General features: G+C 72.4%; 13 protein-coding genes. 3 read left to right on the top strand and 10 right to left on the bottom strand.

Going from position 1 to position 18,342, the window contains the following annotated elements; translation table 11 throughout:
• Nucleotides 1-28: 28 nt before the first annotated feature.
• On the top strand, nucleotides 29-259 hold the full coding sequence (locus ABB07_RS09960; RefSeq protein WP_208898381.1) for a DUF7455 domain-containing protein: 231 nt from the start codon (nucleotides 29-31) through the stop codon (nucleotides 257-259).
• A 98-nt stretch (nucleotides 260-357) separates the two neighbouring features.
• Here ABB07_RS09960 and ABB07_RS09965 read toward each other — a convergent pair whose 3' ends face one another.
• From ABB07_RS09965 to ABB07_RS09995, 7 genes are all read right to left on the bottom strand, one after another.
• Nucleotides 358-1,218 (bottom strand): serine protease, encoded by an 861-nt coding sequence (locus tag ABB07_RS09965; protein WP_208898382.1) that lies wholly within the window; start codon nucleotides 1,216-1,218, stop codon nucleotides 358-360.
• Nucleotides 1,219-1,340: 122 nt separating this feature from the next.
• Nucleotides 1,341-2,885 (bottom strand): RNA polymerase sigma factor, encoded by a 1,545-nt coding sequence (locus tag ABB07_RS09970; RefSeq protein WP_208898383.1) that lies wholly within the window; start codon nucleotides 2,883-2,885, stop codon nucleotides 1,341-1,343.
• Between the two features lie 436 nt (nucleotides 2,886-3,321).
• Nucleotides 3,322-4,209, bottom strand: coding sequence for a FadR/GntR family transcriptional regulator (locus ABB07_RS09975; protein WP_208898384.1), 888 nt, complete (start codon nucleotides 4,207-4,209; stop codon nucleotides 3,322-3,324).
• A gap of 162 nt (nucleotides 4,210-4,371) precedes the next feature.
• Nucleotides 4,372-6,936, bottom strand: a complete 2,565-nt coding sequence (locus ABB07_RS09980; protein WP_208898385.1) for an ABC transporter ATP-binding protein — start codon at nucleotides 6,934-6,936, stop codon at nucleotides 4,372-4,374.
• A gap of 164 nt (nucleotides 6,937-7,100) precedes the next feature.
• Complete coding sequence (locus tag ABB07_RS09985) at nucleotides 7,101-7,859, bottom strand: NUDIX hydrolase (protein WP_055709754.1); 759 nt, start codon at nucleotides 7,857-7,859, stop codon at nucleotides 7,101-7,103.
• Between the two features lie 130 nt (nucleotides 7,860-7,989).
• Nucleotides 7,990-9,903, bottom strand: a complete 1,914-nt coding sequence (locus ABB07_RS09990) for a glycogen debranching N-terminal domain-containing protein (RefSeq protein WP_341845921.1) — start codon at nucleotides 9,901-9,903, stop codon at nucleotides 7,990-7,992.
• 902 nt (nucleotides 9,904-10,805) lie between these two features.
• Nucleotides 10,806-12,374, bottom strand: coding sequence for a DUF4192 domain-containing protein (locus ABB07_RS09995; RefSeq protein ID WP_208898387.1), 1,569 nt, complete (start codon nucleotides 12,372-12,374; stop codon nucleotides 10,806-10,808).
• A 143-nt stretch (nucleotides 12,375-12,517) separates the two neighbouring features.
• Between ABB07_RS09995 and ABB07_RS10000 the strand changes: the two genes are divergently transcribed.
• Together ABB07_RS10000 and ABB07_RS10005 are read left to right on the top strand one after the other, a co-directional pair.
• A complete protein-coding gene (locus ABB07_RS10000; protein ID WP_208898388.1) occupies nucleotides 12,518-14,683 on the top strand; it encodes a RecQ family ATP-dependent DNA helicase in 2,166 nt (721 codons plus the stop codon).
• A 266-nt stretch (nucleotides 14,684-14,949) separates the two neighbouring features.
• Nucleotides 14,950-15,570: a hypothetical protein gene (locus ABB07_RS10005; protein WP_208898389.1), complete on the top strand. Its 621-nt coding sequence runs from the start codon at nucleotides 14,950-14,952 to the stop codon at nucleotides 15,568-15,570.
• A gap of 560 nt (nucleotides 15,571-16,130) precedes the next feature.
• Here the strand turns inward: ABB07_RS10005 and ABB07_RS10010 are convergent.
• From ABB07_RS10010 to ABB07_RS10020, 3 genes are all read right to left on the bottom strand, one after another.
• Nucleotides 16,131-16,763 (bottom strand): hypothetical protein, encoded by a 633-nt coding sequence (locus ABB07_RS10010; RefSeq protein WP_208898390.1) that lies wholly within the window; start codon nucleotides 16,761-16,763, stop codon nucleotides 16,131-16,133.
• 68 nt (nucleotides 16,764-16,831) lie between these two features.
• On the bottom strand, nucleotides 16,832-17,533 hold the full coding sequence (locus tag ABB07_RS10015; protein ID WP_208898391.1) for a ribonuclease HII: 702 nt from the start codon (nucleotides 17,531-17,533) through the stop codon (nucleotides 16,832-16,834).
• Nucleotides 17,534-17,614: 81 nt separating this feature from the next.
• On the bottom strand, nucleotides 17,615-18,238 hold the full coding sequence (locus ABB07_RS10020) for a TetR/AcrR family transcriptional regulator (RefSeq protein ID WP_208898392.1): 624 nt from the start codon (nucleotides 18,236-18,238) through the stop codon (nucleotides 17,615-17,617).
• Between the last annotated feature and the right edge of the window lie 104 nt (nucleotides 18,239-18,342).

Below are 18,342 nucleotides of genomic sequence, written 5' to 3' on the forward strand. Positions count from 1 at the left end.
CAGCTCGTCGAGCTAGAGAAGAGGCGACGTGACTACTGTTCTGACCCCCGCGAGCCCGTTGACGGCCGCCGATCGCTGCGACCGCTGCGGCGCCCAGGCATACCTGCGCGTCGTCCTGCTCAGCGGCGGAGAACTGCTCTTCTGCGCCCACCACGGTCGCAAGTTCGAGCCGGAACTCAAGAAGATCGCCGCTGAGATACAGGACGAGTCGGAGCGGCTGACGTCCGTTCCGAACACCGCTTCCGAAGAAGAGCGCTGAATCTCGCACACACGACGAGCCAGCCCCGGCACAGGCCGGTGAACGGGCGGCTGCTCCTTCTCGGAGCGGCCGCCCGTGCTCATGCCCGCGCGTGCGCCTCAGGAGCGCATGTGGGGCTTCTTCTGGGTCCCCGCGGCGGCGCCCAGGGCCCGTACGACCTCGGAGACGCGTGTGTACACGCCAGGGCTGCCAGGCCTGCCGCAGCCGCTCCCCCATGACACGAGCCCGATGAGCCGCCCTCCCGCCACCAGCGGGCCGCCGCTGTCCCCCTGGCAGGCGTCCGGGCCGCCCGCGGCCTCTCCGGCGCACAGCATGCTGCCGGCCTGGTACGCGCCGTCGCGACCGCTCGAATAGGCCCGGGCGCAGAGCTCGTCGGGCAGCACGCGCAGGTGTGCGCCGTACAGCCTGTGCGCATAGGCGCCCCCGCCGGTCGTGTCGCCCCATCCGGAGACCAGGGCCTGCGTCCCCGGCGTGTAGGCCGGATCGCCCGCACCCGCCATGGTGACGACCGCACTCTGCGGCAGCGGCTTGGCGAGGGTGAGTACGGCGAAGTCGCCGGCGTTCGTCTCGCTGTTGTACCCGGGATTGATCCGGGCGTCGCGTACGCCGATCTCCTGGCCCTCGCCCGAGAGCAGATCGGTACGGCCCGCGATGACGCGGAAGTCGCGCACGCGGTTCGGAGGCGCCCCGAGGACGTCCTCGGCCAGGCAGTGGGCCGCGGTGAGCACCGCCGTCGGTGCGACCGCCACTCCGCCGCAGAACTGGCCCGCCCGCGTACCTCCGAACCGGTCACGACTGGACAGCGCGACCGTCCACGGAGCCTGCGAGACATCGATCGGAAAGCCCCCGACCACCACGTTGTCGGCGGCCGCGGGAGCCGCGCCCACCAGGGGTATGGCGGTCATGGCGGCGGCCAGGGCCAGCGGCCTGATCAGGGCCCGCGCAAAGGAAGGGCGCATGCAGACTCCTCACTCTCGGGTGATGCTGGGACACCCAGAGTGATCCACTCGGCCGTCGCGCGCAGCACGAAGGCCCGGCCCCCACGAGGGGAGCCGGGCCTTCGCCGTCGTACGACCGCGACCTAGTCGAGGTAGTCGCGCAGCACCTGGGAACGCGACGGGTGGCGCAGCTTCGACATGGTCTTGGACTCGATCTGGCGGATGCGCTCACGCGTCACGCCGTACACCTTGCCGATCTCGTCGAGGGTCTTCGGCTGACCGTCGGTGAGGCCGAACCGCATGGAGACGACGCCGGCCTCGCGCTCGGACAGGGTGTCCAGAACGGAGTGCAGCTGTTCCTGCAGGAGCGTGAAGCTGACGGCGTCGGCGGGGACGACGGCCTCGGAGTCCTCGATGAGGTCACCGAACTCGCTGTCGCCGTCCTCGCCCAGCGGGGTGTGCAGCGAGATGGGCTCGCGGCCGTACTTCTGGACCTCGATGACCTTCTCCGGGGTCATGTCGAGCTCCTTGGCCAGCTCCTCCGGGGTGGGCTCGCGGCCCAGGTCCTGGAGCATCTGGCGCTGCACGCGCGCGAGCTTGTTGATGACCTCGACCATGTGCACCGGGATGCGGATGGTGCGGGCCTGGTCGGCCATGGCGCGGGTGATGGCCTGACGGATCCACCAGGTGGCGTACGTGGAGAACTTGTAGCCCTTGGTGTAGTCGAACTTCTCGACCGCGCGGATCAGACCGAGGTTGCCTTCCTGGATGAGGTCCAGGAAGAGCATGCCGCGGCCGGTGTAGCGCTTGGCCAGGGAGACCACCAGACGGAGGTTGGCCTCCAGAAGGTGGTTCTTGGCGCGGCGGCCGTCCTCGGCGATGATCTCCAGCTCGCGCTTGAGCTTCGGCGCCAGCTTGTCGGCATTGGCCAGCTTGTCCTCGGCGAACAGCCCCGCCTCGATGCGCTTGGCCAGTTCGACCTCCTGCTCGGCGTTGAGCAGGGGGACCTTGCCGATCTGCTTCAGGTAGTCCTTGACCGGGTCGGCGGTGGCGCCGGCCGCGGCGACCTGCTGCGCGGGCGCGTCGTCCTCGTCCTCGTCGGAGAGTACGAAACCCGCGCTCTCGGCGCCTTCGGGCTCGTCGGCGACCTTGGCGTCCTCGAGAACCTCGTCTTCGAGAATCTCGACGTCGTCCTTCTTGGCCGTGGTCTTCTTGGCGGCTGTCTTCTTCGCGACGGTCTTCTTGGCGGCCGCCTTCTTGGCGGTCGTCTTCTTGGCCGCGGCCTTCTTGGGTGCGGCTTCTTCCTCGGCGGAATCGGCTGCGGCCGGAGCGACCGGCGCCACGGGGGCGGCCGTGGTGGCGGTGGCCTTCCTCGTCGTGGTCACCGTCTTCGCCGCGACCGTCTTGGTGGCGGTGCGCTTCGCCGGGCTCTTCGCTGCGACGCTCTTGCGGGTGCGCTTGGGCTCTGCGGCACTGACCATCAGCGTCACACCCTCTTCCTCAAGAATCTGGTTGAGGCTGCGCAGTACGTTCTTCCACTGAGTGGCCGGAATCTGGTCAGCTTCGAAGGCCCGACGCACATCGTCGCCGGCGATCTGCCCCTCAGCCTTTCCCCGCTCAATGAGCGCCATGACAGAGACGGACTCGGCGATCTCCGGCGGGAGCGTACGGGATGTGCTGGCCGACACGAACAACCTCTCGGAACGTTGGAAAACGGCTTCCGGCACCGTCCACTGCGGACAGGAGCCGACCACCGGCCTGGGGATGGGCCGACGGAGCGGGCGGGGGCCGGGGAGATGCACAGCGCCTGTGATGGCGTCCGTATTCCCTCCGCGGCTGTCACCTCTTAGGTCATCGCGCTGTTTCCGCGAGCGTTACGCCCAATCTGCGTGGCCCGAGTCACACCCCGTAAGCGGTCAAAGGCGGTCAGACATGGGCAGAGGAGATCACCGTTGTCGTCCTGCCCGGTCGCGCACGTGCTCCCCGGTGGCCCGTCCCGCCGCTGGACCCCGCCGGACCGAACTGGTCCGGCGGGGTCCAGCGGCGGCCGGCACGAGCCCGGCGCCGCCACGAGCACCCCGAGGACGCCGCACACGGCGACCGCACCGTCCTGGCCGCGCGAGGTCAGTGCTCGCGCGGCGCGGGCACCACGCGCTCGACCTCGGGGTGGACCGTGAGCAGTTGACGCATGGCCGTCTCGGCGGCCACGCCGTCGCCGGTGCCGAGGGCGTCGACGATCCGGGCGTGCTGTGCGAGCGACGCCTCGTTCGGCCGGTCGCACCCCGTGACCGGGCCGCCCGAGACCTGCAGCGCCGCCGAGACGATCCCGGACAGGTGCTCCAGCATGCGGTTGCCGGCGATCTGGATGAGCAGCGCGTGGAACTCGTTGTCGGCGCGCGAGTACGTCAGCGCGTCGCCCTGTGCCATGGCGTGGCTCATGATCTCGACCATGTCACACAGTCGCTGCTGCACGTCCTCCCGTCCGTGGCCGGCGGCGAGGCGGGCGGCCAGCGGTTCGATCGTCCAGCGCAGCTCGCTGAGCTCGCGGCGCTGGTCGTCGCGCTGGGGGCCGAAGGCCCGCCACTCGATGATGTCCGGATCGAGCAGGTTCCAGTCGCTGACGGGACGCACGCGCGTGCCGACGTTCGGGCGGGCGCTGACCAGGCCCTTGGCCTCGAGGACACGGAGGGACTCGCGGACGACGGTGCGGGAGACCTCGAAGCGCTGGCCGATCTCCTCGGGCACCAGCGGACGGTCCGCGCCCAGGTCTCCGGAGACGATCATCTGTCCCAGCTGCTGTACGAGTTGGCCGTGCAGGCCGCGTCCGCGGCTGCCCGCGGCGCGCCGGCCGACGCGGCCCAGGTCCGGGTCCGCGCCCTCCCAGGAGGGTGCTCCGACGCGGTCGGCCACCTGGGGCTCTGCGTAGGGGTAGCGGTCGAGTTCGCCCGGGCCGGCCAGACCGGAGTCGGTGGAGCGGGCGGCGGTCATCATGGTGTGCGCAAGGGTACTCACGGATCCTTTGTCGGCGCCGCCTCCAACTCCCTTGAGGTCTTTGGTGAAAAGCACACGAAAGGGTGATCGCTCACCCCGTCGCAATTGACGCCTTATCGGAAAGAAATGGCCTTTCCCCGGGGAGTTGTGCACACCGCGGGATCGGAAGTGGACGCACGCTCTTCACCGGAACCGGGTCCGCAGTGTCGTGAACAGGTACGCGCACAGCAGCGCCGCCAGCGACAACGCCAGCGCACTGCCCACGGGTTGGGAGAGCACCCGCACCATTCCGAGCAGGTAGCGCTCACCGCCGAAGGGCCACTGCAGCAGGAGGACCTCTCGCATCCGCAGCGGGAACCCGGCGGCCATGCGCAGGGCGGGCCCCTGCAGGGCCTTGTCCACGAGGGGGACGACGACAACGGGTACGGCGAGCACCGCGGCCATGCCGCCCGCGGTGGACCGGAACACCCCGCCCGCCAGCACCCCGGCCCAGGCGCAGCCGACGAGCAGGCAGAACCAACTCGCGCTCAGCGAGAGCCAGTCCGCGGGAACTTGCGTCAGCTCCCGTCCGTAGACGATGTAGAGCGCTTCGGCGTCGCAGCCCACGGTGAGGAAGGCGAGCATGGCCGCGGTGGCTCCGGAGACGAGCAGTTTCGCGGTGAGCAGCCCCAGCCGGCGGGGCACGGTGCCGCGGTCCGCCGCCAGGGCGGGGTGGCGGAACTCGTCCCCGAAGGCCAGCGCGCCGAGCAGCCCCGCCGCGAGGGCCGCGGGCGGCAGCGGCAGCTCCCGCGGCCACGCGGCGAACAGCCGCGCCTGCGGGGTGTGCCCGATCCTGGCCAGCAGTACGGCGGTGAGCGCGGACACCACCAGTACGGCACCGCAGGTGAGGAAGCCGACGCCGATGCCGGCGGCGCGCCGGAGCTCGTAGCGAAGAGGACGGAGGGGGCTGGGGGCGGCGCGGACGGAGATGGGGGGCGGGAGGGGGGAGAACGCATCCAGGGGACGTACACCTTCCGCGCCGACGGCACGACCGGCCTGTGGCTGCTGGGTGCCGGGATTCCTGGCGCCCGGGAGGCGGGTGCGCGGAGCCGACACACCCGCCCCCGCGGTGCCCGTGCTGCCGGTCTGCGCCTCCTCGGCGGCCGGGGCCGCATCGAGCCGGGTGTGCGTGGTGGCCGCCGGGCCGGAAGTCCGGCGGCCACCGGCTGCCGCGAGCGGCTCGGCGGGGGCCGCTTCGGCACCCCCGTCCAGCGATTCCCCTCCGGCCGGCCCTGCATCGCGGAGCGCCGTGACGCCGGCTCCCGGGACCGCGTCGGCCGGCGACACATCCCCGACCGGTACGTGCTGGGTGGGCTCAGTGTGCCCCGTCCCCGGCCGGGCCTCGGACGTCTCCCTGAGCGGCGACCGCTCGCCGCCGAGGGCTTCTGCCCGCTCGGCCTCCGACGCTTCCGCATCCGTGAAGGCGCTGGACACAGCCTCGTGCGGCGCCGTGTTCGCCGGGCTGTTCTCCCGCTTCTCCACCGAGAAGCCGAACGGCACGCCCCCCCGTTCCCTGCCCGGGGAACCGGACGCCGTGACGCCCGGCGCTCCCGACGAAAGGACGGATGCCACAGCGGCCTGCTCCGACACGGACGCGTCCAACGCCGACGCGCCGGACTCGGCCGCCGACGAACCGGGCGCCGGGACACCGAACGCGGACGCGGCCAGTCCGACCCCCAAGGGGCAGGGCTCCACCGTCGGCAGGTCGCACACCGTCGGCTCGAGCCCCATCTGCGGCGAACCGGGCCCTGCCTGTTCCAGTTCCTCATGCGGCTCGTTCGCCGCCTCCGCGGCCGCCTCCACGGACGAGGCTTCGGGCGCGGCACCGGCTACCGGCCCCATGTCGCCGATCTCGTCCGCGAGTTGGTGCACGAGGATGCCGTGGCGAAATGCCGTCTCGCCGACATCGGCGGTCGTGGAGCCGTACACCGAGAGGCGATTGCCTCCCTCCCGCACGACCTCGACGGACCGCCGCGTGGTGCGGGCCTCCTTGGCGAGCAGGGCCGCGAGGCGTGCCGCCTGCGGGCTGCGGACGGCCACGCGCGGACGCAGCCGGGTCCGGGCGAACTCTCCGGCATCCTGGTCGGCGACGAGCCTGCCGCCGTCGAGGGTCACGACGCGGTCGGCCGTGCGGGCGGCCTCCTTGGAGTCGGCCGTGGTGTACAGAACCGTGCCACCCTGGCCGGCGTGGGCTCGCAGCATGCCGTGCAGCCATTGCGCCTCACCGGCGGAGAGGCCGTGGGCGGGCTCGTCGAGGACGAGGGTGTGCGGGTCGGCCAGCAGAGCGCAGGCCAGACCGAGTCTGCGGTCCAAGCCGCGCGAGAGCGTGCCGAGGCGTTCCTCGCGGAAGCTGACGAGGCCGACCACTTCGAGCACCTCGTCGGCCCGTCGCGCCGGAACTCCCGAGGCCGCGCACAACATGCGCAGATGTCCGCGGACCGAGCGGGCCGGATGACCCGGCACATCGCCGAGGAGCACGCCGACCTCCCGTGAGGGATGCGCGATCCGATGCAGCGGCCGCCCCTTGAAGTAGGTGATGCCACGCCCTTCCTGAAGCTCGAGCATGAGTCTGAGCGCCGTCGTCTTGCCCGCGCCGGCGCCGCCGAGCAGCACGGTGACATGCCCCGCGCGCGCTTCGAAGGAGACGTCGTCGACGGCGGGCGGGTGCGCCTTGCGGGGCATGCTGGTCAGTCCGAAGGCTTGGATCACCTGCAGCAAGATAGCGCGCCATGTCCGTTTTTTCGGGTATCGCACGATCTACTACCACACGTGCTGCCGATCGACCCGGTGCACGTCCGCCGTTCGGGGGAACCGACGCCTCGCCCGCACGGTCGGCCCACCCGATCGTCCGGGCGGCCGGGCCGGTGTACGCCTCAGACCTCGGGGCGCAGCATCGGCGGGTTCAGCAGGGTGGCGCCGCCCGCCCGGAAGAGCTGTGCCGGCCGGCCGCCCTGGCGCGTGGTCGTTCCCCCGGTGGGAACGAGGAAGCCGGGGGTTCCGGTGACCTTGCGGTGGAAGTTGCGCGGATCGAGGGCCACTCCCCACACCGCCTCGTACACCCGGCGCAACTCGCCGACGGTGAATTCGCTCGGGCAGAACGCGGTGGCCAGCGACGAGTACTCGATCTTGGACCGGGCTCGTTCCACCCCGTCGGCGAGGATCTGGTGGTGATCGAAGGCGAGCGGTGCCACGGGCTCGCCGTCGCGGCCGTAACCGCCCTGCTGGAGCAGTTCCTCAACCGGCGCCCAGCGCGCGTTGCTGGCGTCGCCTCCCGCACGCGGGGCGGGCAGATCGGGCGCGAGCGCGAGGTGCGCGACGCTCACCACGCGCATGCGCGGATCCCGCTTGGGGTCCCCGTAGGTGGCGAGCTGCTCGAGATGAGCCCCGTTGTCCTGGGCCGGGGCCGAGGGGTCGTGTGCCCGCAGCCCGGTCTCCTCGGCGAGCTCGCGCGCCGCCGCCTGGGAGAGGTCCTCGTCGGCCCGTACGAAACCTCCGGGCAGCGCCCAGCGCCCTTGGAACGGGGGCTCGCCCCGGCGGACCGCCAGCGCACACAGGGCATGGCGGCGTACGGTCAGCACGACCAGGTCCACGGTGACGGCAAAGGGCGGAAAGGCTGACGGGTCGTAGGGCATGCCGCGATCATAGTCGTCTGCCTGACGATAAACACTCCCTTCCCCGGCCGCATCGACGGCGGTTCCGGTTCGTTCGGGTATGGGACGCAGGACCGGTCGCTGTTCTTCGCCTGCCTGGCGTCGTGCCTGGTCACGCTCCCAGTTGCAGGCCGTCCGCCGCCTCCTCGACCATGGCGAGGCCCAGTCGGCTGATGCGCACGGCGAACGGGGCGCCGGCGACCCGCAGCCCGGTCAGACCGAGTTCGCCGAGCGGGGCACTGCGCACCGGGCGCAGGGTGACCGTGCGGGCGGGGGTGTCGGGGCGGATACCCGCGAGCGAGGCGAGCACCATGATCATGGACGCCGCCGCGGTGGCCGCCGGCCGGCAGGCCGCGGGATGCGGGAGGGGAGCGCTCCCGGCGGTGCGCTGTTCCCCGGCGAACATCTCCGGCAGCCGGTGGCCGAAGTGTTCCGCCGCTTCCAGCAGTCCTTTCAGCAGGCCCGTGGCTTCCTTCTCGTAGCCGGAGGCGGCCAGTCCTGCGACGGCGAGTGCGCTGTCATGAACCCGGACGGCTCCCGTGCGGTGGCCGAACGGGTTGTGTCCCGCCTCCTTCGCACCAAGGCTGCGCAGTCCCCAGCCCGCGTCCATGGCCGGGGCGCCGAGCAGCCGGGCGAGGTGTTGGGTCTGTACGGAGTCGAGCAGGCCCGGGGCGAGCCGGCCGGAACCGAGCAGGCCGGTGTCGAGAAGGTGGACCACGGCGGAGCCCATGTGCGGAACGGGCCGGCCGTCCGGTGCCAGGGCCGCGGCCGGACGTCCGCCGCCGCGGTCCTCCACCCAGAAGTCGGCCCGGAACGCCGCCTGCAGGGCCTGGGCCCACTGACGTAACTCGGTGCTGCCGGGCCGGTCGTAGGCGTCGAGGAGATCGGCGCCGAGCAGGGCCGCCCGATACGCGTGGGCCTGTGTCTCGCAGCGGGCCGGACCCCCGGGCTGGGGGTCCCGGAGGTAGGGGCCGTCACCAGCGGTCGTGCGCAGCCAGGTGAGGCACCGCTCTGCCGCGGGCAGCAGGTCCCTCGTCTCCTGCTCGGGCAGTCCCCAGCGGCGGGCCTCGGCGAGCAGGACGGGGAAGAGCAGTGTGGCCTCCGTACCCGTGCAGCCGGGCGGAAGGAGCGGGCCTGCGTCGCGCCGGGGCCCGGGAATCATGCCGGCCTGTGGGCTGCGGTCCGGTAGCTGGGTGCGGGCCAGAGTCCGCAGGGTGCCCGCGGCGAGCCGGGTGCCGAGCGGCAGCGCCATGCGGGCCGCGGCGAGGGCGTCGGCAGGGGCCGTTCCGCAGCGCCAGGGCGCGCCCGCGGCGAGATGGGTGTCGGAGGGATGGGCGGGATCGCGCAGCAGCAGCGCCTGGAGATCGGCGACCGCCCAGTCCAGCAGCGGGGCCACCCGGGGATCGTCGCCGCTCGCCCGGGCAGGGGCGAACGGGCTGGTCGTGGCCTGTCCCGCCGCGCGCAGGGGGCCGGCGCCTTCGAGCCGGACCCTCAGTTCCAAGGCTGCGGTACCGCCCGGCGGGAGTTCCAGGTCCCAGCGCAGCAGTCCGGCGGACGCGAGGGCGTCGGAGGGCGGCGGGTCGGCGATGACGGAGGCGGCGGCACCGGCTGTGGCCCAGCGCAGGCCCGAGTCGTGCACGGTGGCCGGGACTTCGGGGCCCGCGCTGCCGGCGGCGATGGCCCCGAGGTCGGCGAGGTCCGTGCCGAGCGCGACCTCGACGGGCAGCCTCAGCGGTCGCACGGTGGCATTGCGCAGCGTGATCCGTTCGGTTCCGTCGGCACGTCGGTTCCGCTCGACCACGACGTCCGGATCGGGACCCGCCGCCGGGGAAACGCGCAGCGTTCCCACGAAGCGGGCGCTGTCTGCGCCGGTCATCCTGGCCAGCACGGCCAGCGGTTCGCGACCGGCCACGCGTACCTGGCACCGCGAGAGCAGGCGCCTGCCGGCGCGATAGAACCCGTCCAGTCCCCGGCCGGACAGCTGCCCGCCACCGGAGACGGCGAGACCGGGCAGGGCAACACAGATCAAGGCGGTGTGCGTGGGCGGCAACTCGGGCGCCGGTCGGCTGCCGTGCGGCGGGCGCACCGACGAGGCCACACTAGGCCGGCGGCTGCGGACGGGGACCGGCGCCCACGCCGGTGTCCTGTCCTGGCCAGGGACCGAGGCCGATGCCGGTGACCGGCCCTGGCCTGGGACCGGGGCCGACGCCGGTGTCCTGTCCTGGCCAGGGATCGAGGCCGGCGTTGTGGACCTGCCGTGGCTGTGCGTCGCGCCTGATGCCCATGGCGTGCCCTGGCCTGTCGAGAAGTTCACTCCGAGGTGCTTGTGCGCCGACGGGGCGCCGACGGTCTGCCGTGTGGTGGCCTCGGCACCGTCCGGCGGCGGCCACTCGCGCCTGTCCCAGGGCGGACGTGCGGTGTCTGCGACGGAGGGCGGAGTCGGCTGCTGGTGCATGGAGTGGCTTCCTCTGCGCTCGCGGCGCCTCGAACATGCTGGGCGATCCGTGGGACGCCCCGACGGACAGGGGTCGTACGGCGGCAGGGCCCGTCCGGGTGTTCCGCCACTCAGGTGAACGGAAGGGGACTCGTCCGGGTCACGGCTCGCCTCGGGGTCGCCTGGTGAAAGGCGGCGCAGCACAGGAGTAGCGCGGCTCAAGCCGGCCACGAGCCGCTTCCACCGGCGGGCGGGCGACGGGCCGTCGAGTGCGCACCGAGCAGTCGAGGATGGCCGATGGACCCAGCCGGCCACGCGGCCCACACGTGCTCCACCGCCACGGCTGCCGCTTCGATTCGCGCGAGATCGGTTCTGGAGCGGCCTCCGGGGGCGTCCGCCGGATCCGGTGGGTTCCGTCGACACGCAAGGCGTCCCTCTTGGACAGACCTGCTCGACCGCGTGTCCGTACCCGCCCGTACTCCCCCGCACAGCGGTCACCCCTCCCCTTCGGGTTTGCGGTGGTCGCTCTTCGGCAGGGCCTTACCGGTCGTGGTGCCGTCCGGTTCCGCCCCGCGCATGCGCGTACTGCCGAGGGCCCGGCTGCCGGGGCGTGAGGGTTGTGCCGCCGACGGACCGGAACAGGAACCGGCCGGCCTGCGCCGTCCGCCGCTGGGCCTGGCCGCGTGAGGGGCACAGCCACCGTCGGCCGATCGCACACGGCGCCGTCGGCGCGTGCCCGTCCCTCGGCCCGCATCGGCGACCTGGTCGTCCGCTCGGGCACTCGCTTCGTGCGTCGCCTCTCCGGTGTCCGGGACCTCGGCCCGAACCGGCTTCTCGTCCACGTGCGGCTGTGAGCCGCTCTGCACCGGCGTATGCCTCGCGGGATCCGGACGGTCCGCGCGCAGGCAGCGGCGGATCCCTTCGGGGTCGAGCCCTTCGTTGCAGGCCTGGTGCAAGAGCCGGGCGAAGAGATAGTCGGGATCCGCGCCCAGCGCCATGGCCAGCGCCTCACGGGCCTCCAGCTCGTCACCCGTCGACCAGGCGACCCAGCCGGCCAGGGTGAGCGGGGCTGCGGCGTGCTCGCCGTAGGGTCCGACGCAGCGGCGGGCCAGGGCGCGCCAGAGCCGGAGAGCCGGACCCGCCTCGTCGCCCTCCATCCAGGCGGCCGCCCGGTCGCGGGTCGTGCGGTCCTGGAGCCCGAGGATCAACGTCGCCGCCTCGTCGTGCGCGAGCAGTCGGTCGTCGCGCAGGTCCGCCGGATGCGTGCCGGACACCGGTGCGGCGGCGGCGAAGCGGTGGATGATCCGCTCGGCGAGATCCAGAGTCTCGTCCGCCACTTCCGCGCGGGACGCCTCGTCGAGAATGCGAGGCACCAGGGTCATGCCGGCCGCGTCCAGGGCGAGCTCCTGCTCCAGGGCCGCGGTCGTCTCCCAAGGCTGCAGCCTGGCGCGCAACTCCCTGAGAGTGCCGCGTACTTGGATACCGGCGTAGGTGGCCGCGGCGGCCAGGACGGAGGTGCCGGGCAGGCCCATCGGCGAGCCGTCCTCGGGGCAGCAGCTCTCGATCGGGCAGCAGTACGACCAGAAACGGCCGTCCGAGATGCACAGCGCCTCGATGACCGGCACGTCGAGCTCGCCGCACTGGGTGCGCAGCAGATGGGCCAGCCGTTCGAGCCGCCGTTTGACATCGCGGCCGGACTCCCCCGGGGCTGGTTCCTGGCAGACGTAGGCCACCATCTGTTCGGGCCGGGCGCCCCGCCGTTCGCTGCCGGTCACCAGTCCGTGGGCCAGCTGGCGGGCGGCCGCCTCCCAGTCCTCCTCACCGGCCGGAATGCCGAGCCGGGCCCGGCCGCCGAACCTTCCCTTGCCTTCCCGGTCGTGCAGCGCGACCAGCACCATGCTGTCCTCCGGCCGGTAGCCGAGGAGGTAGGGCAGGGCGTCGGCCAGCTCGGCCGGGGTACGCAGCGTGATCTGTGTGTCGTGCGGAGCCGGGCCGGTGAACGGCTCCTGTCCTGAGATGTCGCCGTTTTCGAACGGTCCGGCGGTTTCGCTGTGATTCGTCATGCGCAGACGATCTCGCGGATCCTGCGATTCCGGTTGAGCCTGTGGACAAGTCGGATCAGGGACACGACAAGACCGCACCGGTTGTCCACAGCCCGGCTCAGCGGGCCGCACGCTTGTCGGTCCCGTCCTGTTGTATGGGACGCATGGAGCACACGAGCAACGCGGATCTCCGGGCAGAGGCGGACGCCGTCCTCGCCCGGCTCGTCGGGGATGCCACGGGCGGGGCCCAGCTGCGCGAGGACCAGTGGCGGGCGATCGAGGCGCTGGTCGCCGAGCGGCGCCGGGCCCTGGTCGTGCAGCGCACGGGGTGGGGCAAGTCCGCGGTGTACTTCGTGGCGACCTCGCTGCTGCGGGCCAGAGGCAGCGGACCCACGGTGATCGTCTCTCCCCTGCTCGCGCTCATGCGCAATCAGGTGGAGGCCGCGGCTCGGGCCGGCATCCACGCCCGCACCATCAACTCCTCCAACACCGAGGAGTGGGACGCCGTCCAGGCCGAGATCGCGGCCGGCCGGGTCGATGTCCTGCTCGTCAGCCCGGAGCGGCTGAACAACCCGGACTTCCGCGACCAGGTCCTGCCCAAACTGTCCGCCGCGACCGGCCTGCTGGTCGTGGACGAGGCCCACTGCATCTCCGACTGGGGTCACGACTTCCGCCCCGACTACCGGCGGCTGCGCACCATGCTCGGCGACCTCCCGCCCGGTGTCCCCGTGCTGGCCACCACCGCCACGGCCAACGCCCGCGTGACCGCGGACGTCGCCGAGCAGCTGGGCACAGGCGGCACCTCGGACGCCCTGGTGCTGCGCGGGCCGCTGGACCGGGAGAGCCTGAGCCTCGGCGTGCTGCGGCTGCCGGACGCCGCGCACCGGATGGCCTGGCTCGCCGACCACCTGGACGACCTGCCGGGCTCCGGCATCGTCTACACGCTCACCGTCGCCGCCGCGGAGGAGGTCACCGCGTTCCTGCGGCAGCGCGGCCACACCGTCGCCTCGTACACCGGCAGGACGGAGAACGCCGAACGGCAGCAGGCCGAGGACGATCTGCTCGCCAACCGGGTCAAGGCGCTGGTCGCCACCTCCGCGCTCGGTATGGGTTTCGACAAGCCGGATCTCGGCTTCGTGGTCCACTTGGGCTCCCCGTCCTCCCCCATCGCCTACTACCAGCAGGTCGGCCGGGCGGGCCGCGGCGTCGAACACGCCGAGGTACTGCTGCTGCCGGGCAAGGAGGACGAGGCGATCTGGCAGTACTTCGCGTCGCTCGCCTTCCCCTCCGAGGAACTGGTCCGGCGCACACTGGACGTCCTCGCCCGGGCGGACGGCCCTCTGTCGCTGCCCGCGCTGGAGCCCCTGGTCGAGCTGCGCCGCTCGCGGCTGGAGACCATGCTCAAGGTCCTCGACGTGGACGGAGCGGTCCGCCGCGTCAAGGGCGGCTGGATCTCCACCGGGCAGCCCTGGTCGTACGACACCGAGCGCTACGACTGGGTGGCCCGGCAGCGGGCCGTCGAACAGGAGGCGATGCGCGCCTATGCGTCCACCGCCCAGTGCCGGATGGAGTTCCTGCAACGGCAGCTGGACGACGAGGGCGCCAAACCCTGCGGACGCTGCGACAACTGTGCCGGGCCGCGTTTCACCGCCGACATGTCCACGGTGGCGGTGGACGCCGCGCGCAGCGACCTGGGCCGGGCCGGCGTCGAGGTGGAACCCCGGCGTATGTGGCCGACTGGCCTGCCGGCCATCGGGATCGAGCTCAAGGGACGCATCCCGGCCGGTGAACAGGCCGCGTCGGGACGGGCCCTGGGCCGGCTGTCGGACATCGGCTGGGGCAACCGACTGCGCCCGCTCCTCGCGCCTCAGGCGCCGGACACCGCTGTGCCGGACGACGTGGCGCGGGCCGTGGTCGGTGTCCTGGCCGACTGGGCGAAAGGTCCCGGCGGCTGGGCCTCCGGTGCGGCCGACGCCCAAGCCCGGCCGGTGGGCGTCGTCACCGTCGCCTCGCGAAGCCGCCCCGCGCTGATCCGCTCCCTGGGCGCGCGGATCGCCGAGGTCGGCCGGCTGCCCCTGCTCGGCTCCGTGGAGTACGCCGAGGACGCGCCTCGGGTGTCGCGCAGCAACAGCGCCCAACGGCTGAAGGCCCTCGACGGTGCGCTGGCGGTACCGCCCGCCCTCGCCTCGGCGCTCACCGCGGCCGACGGACCGGTGCTGCTGGTCGATGACTTCACGGAGACGGGCTGGACTCTCGCGGTCGCTGCCCGCCTCCTCAGAAGGTCCGGCGCGCGGGCGGTGTTGCCGCTGGTCCTGGCCGTCCAGGGTTGACCGGACACCCGCCGCCACGGCCGTACGGAACACGGCCCGGCACCCGCTGGCGTCATCGGCCCAACCTTTGGGTAGGGATATAAGCCACGCACCACCAGATAACCGTCGGTGGCTCCAATTGCTCGTTGCCGCATCCAAGTTCGGCAGGAAGAATTGAGGTCCGCTCCCCGCGCGGCTCGTCCGTGATCGGTTGGGCTCTGTTGCGGTGCGCGGTCCCTCGAATCCGACCTCGCCCGCAGTATGGGCGCGTAGCCGAAGGGAGGAACGTGACCTTCGGATTCGCCTCGTCCTCGGCGGCCTCGTTGTCGACCTCCGCGTCCGCCGCTTCCGCCAGCCGTTTGCTCGAGCCGGCCGAATGGGCCGCCGCCGGAATCCCTCTGCTGCGCAACCCCCGTGAGGTCGTCAGCGGGCTGCACGCCCGCCATCGGCCGAGGCACTCCACGGCGATCGTGGCAGTGCTCGATCCGGACGAGCGGCTGTGCGCCAGTGCGTCGTTCACGCGTCGTCCGGCCCCGGCCGACGGCTGGATGTTCCGCAACGCGCTGCTCGCGCAGCTGCGCCGGGTGATTCCGCACGACCTGAGACGCCGGACCCCGGTGCGCACGGCCATCCTCGTCTACTGCCGTGAGGGAGACGCGCGTTGGACGGAGGAGGACGGCGCCTGGATGTGGGGCCTGCGTGACGCCTGCACGCTGCACGGGCTGCGCTGCGGGGCGTACATCACGCTGACCCAGGACGGCTGGCACGTGCTCGGCGAGGGACGCAGCGGCCGCCGCCCCAACGCCGATTCCGCACCCATACCCTTCGCCACGTCCGACACGCCGCCGCTCCCGCCGCGCACCGGCGGCCCGGTCTCCGAGGTCCTGCGCCGCGCGGCGGCCCGCTGAAGGACGCGGCGGGAGGCCGGGCCTGGCCCTGACCGTCTTCCGGCCACCGCCCTGCCACCGGGACGGCGAGCCGGCCGTCCACCGCCGCCGCGTCGCCAGGACACCACGCCGCACGAAGCCGTGCCGCGGCCCGCGGAACGCAGGGACCGCCCATGCCGAAAGCGGCGTGAGAGCCCTACCTTGCCGGAGTCGGGAGACAAGGGTGTGCCGTGCCGAGCAACCAGCATCGCACCCCATCCGGCAGCAGTACCGGATGTCCGAGAGCCTCACTCAGGTGCCGGGAGCCATACCCACGTGGGCGGCGGCGTCACGGTTCGGCCTCGGCAGGGCAAGCAGCTCGAACCGGGAGCCGGTCCCCGCCCCATAACCGCCGCTCGCCACCCGGCGCCTGGGCGCATCGCCGGTACGCCGTCCACGAGTGATCCGGCCGTCGGCGCGAGCGGATCGGCCGCCAGACGGGCGGGCACGCCAGTCGTGCGGGCATGCCGGAGGCCACGCCGTGCGGATTCCACCGGAGCGGTTCCTTCGTCACCCCGGTGCCCCGAGGTGCCGGAGGAGGCTCAGACGCCCGCGCCCAGCACCGAGTTGATCTGCTGCGGGTCGCCGCAGACGATCAGCAGGGCACCGGCCCGGGTGTGGGCCAGCGGAAGGGCCGAGGCAGCAGCGGAAGCGGGGCCTCCATTGACGGCCACGACGACCACGGGCCGGGACGCGGCGCGGGCGGCGACGGCCGCGTCCGCGTAGAAGACGTCGTCACCGGCGTCGTGCTGCGCCCAGTAGGAAGCTTCACCGAAGGAAAGCTCGTGCTCCGCCCACGGGTGCTGGGACCCGGTGGTGATCACGAGCACGTCGCCGGGGGCGCGGCCAGAGTCCAGCAGCAGGTCCACCGCCTCCTCGGCGGCGTCGAGCGCACCCTCGGCCGAGGCCGGGATCAGCTGGATCTGCGGGGTGGCCGCCGCGGCGGCGGGAGCGGCCGGACCGGACTGGCCCGGCTTGGCCGGAGGCACGTCACGCGGTGTGCGCTGCACCGGCGGCGCCGGCCGCGGGGGGCCGGGACGACCGGGGCGGGACGGAGCCGCGGGGCGGGGGCCGGGTACGGGGCGGGGGGTCGGCGCGGTACGGCCGCTGGCCGGAGTGGCGCGCGGGCCCTGGGCACTCTCGTGAATCTGAGGCTCCTCGGGAATGAGAGGCATGAGCTGATATTTATCAAACGTTGGTGCGGCGTGGGTGACCGGGTGGCACATCAGTGCGAGCGGACTCGTCAGAAATCGAAGCCGAGCTGACCCTCGATTTCCGGAACGCCTCCGTCCACCCAGCTGCGGACCTTCTTGAGGTGCCGCCACTGAGGCAACGCATCAAGATACGCCCACGACAAGCGGTGGAGCGGGGTGGGCCCCCACTCCTCCAGTGCGGCCTTGTGCACGGGCGACGGATACCCGGCGTTGTCCGCAAATCCGAAGTGTGCATGGTCGACACCCAGTTCGGCCATCATTTTGTCGCGCCGAACCTTGGCGATCACCGATGCCGCCGCGACGGCCACACACGACTGATCGCCCTTGATCACCGTGCGCACCTTCCATGGCGCGCCGAGATAGTCGTGCTTCCCGTCGAGGATCACGGCGTCGGGGCGGACCGGCAGAGCATCCAGGGCGCGGACCGCGGCGAGCCGCAGCGCGGCCGTCATTCCCAGGTCGTCGATCTCCTCGGGGGAGGCATGCCCCAGCGCGTAGGCCGTCACCCACCCCTGCAGGACCTCCGCCAGTTCCGTGCGCCGCTTGATCGTCAGCAGCTTGGAGTCGGTCAGCCCCTCGGGCGGGCGGCGGAGTCCGGTGATCGCGGCGCAGACGGTGACAGGTCCGGCCCAGGCGCCGCGCCCCACCTCGTCGACACCGGCAATGACCTTCGCTCCGGTCGTGGCGCGCAGGGAGCGCTCGACGGTGTGGGTAGGCGGTACGTACGGCATGGCGCCCTTAGCGTACGCCGCCGGGATCGCCGGCCGACACCCCGGTCGCCCCCGCGCCATGCGGATCGCCGGCGTGCGGGATCACCTTCTGTGGGGCCGCAGCAGCGGGAGCATCAACTGGTCGATCATCTCTTCGAGGTCTCGATCGCTCCATTCGCTGGCGCACATTTTTGAGCGATACATCATCATCGCCGGAATGGCGTCGAAGACGTAGCCGTTGGCCGCATCCGGACGCACCTCCCCCCGCCCAATTCCGCGAGTAACGACCTCACGCAGGAGCTTGAGGGTCGGCTCCACCACCCCTCCGACGATCACCTCCTGGAAGCGCTCCGCCTGGATCTGGTCGCACTCGTGAATCACCGACCGCAGTGCGACACCGGGGGGCGAGAACATGACCTGCCGCACCTGCCGGCACAGGGCGAGGAGGTCCTCGCGCACACCGCCGAGGTCCGGGGCCGTCTCCATTTTGGGCAGTCCGGCCACCAGGGCGTCCGCGACAAGGTCCTCCTTGGAGGGCCAGCGGCGGTACACCGCGGCCTTGCCGGTCTGGGCGCCGGCGGCGACTCCTTCCATGGTCAGCCCTTTCCAGCCGACCTCGCCGAGCTGCTCCAGCGCGGCCGCGAGGATCGCGCGCTCCAGCACCACGCCGCGCCGACGAGGGGAAGCCGCCCGAGCGGGAGCGGCCGTCCAGCGCGAGGTAACCATCTCTGTCTCTCCAACATGCAAGGGAAGCGAGGATTCCGGGGAACGGTGCGCCGCGCTGCAGCAACAGGGGGACGCGAGGCGGCGCACGAGCTTAAGTGAACGCT

This window comes from Streptomyces incarnatus (assembly GCF_001027185.1).
Classification (GTDB): Bacteria; Actinomycetota; Actinomycetes; order Streptomycetales; family Streptomycetaceae; genus Streptomyces; species Streptomyces puniciscabiei.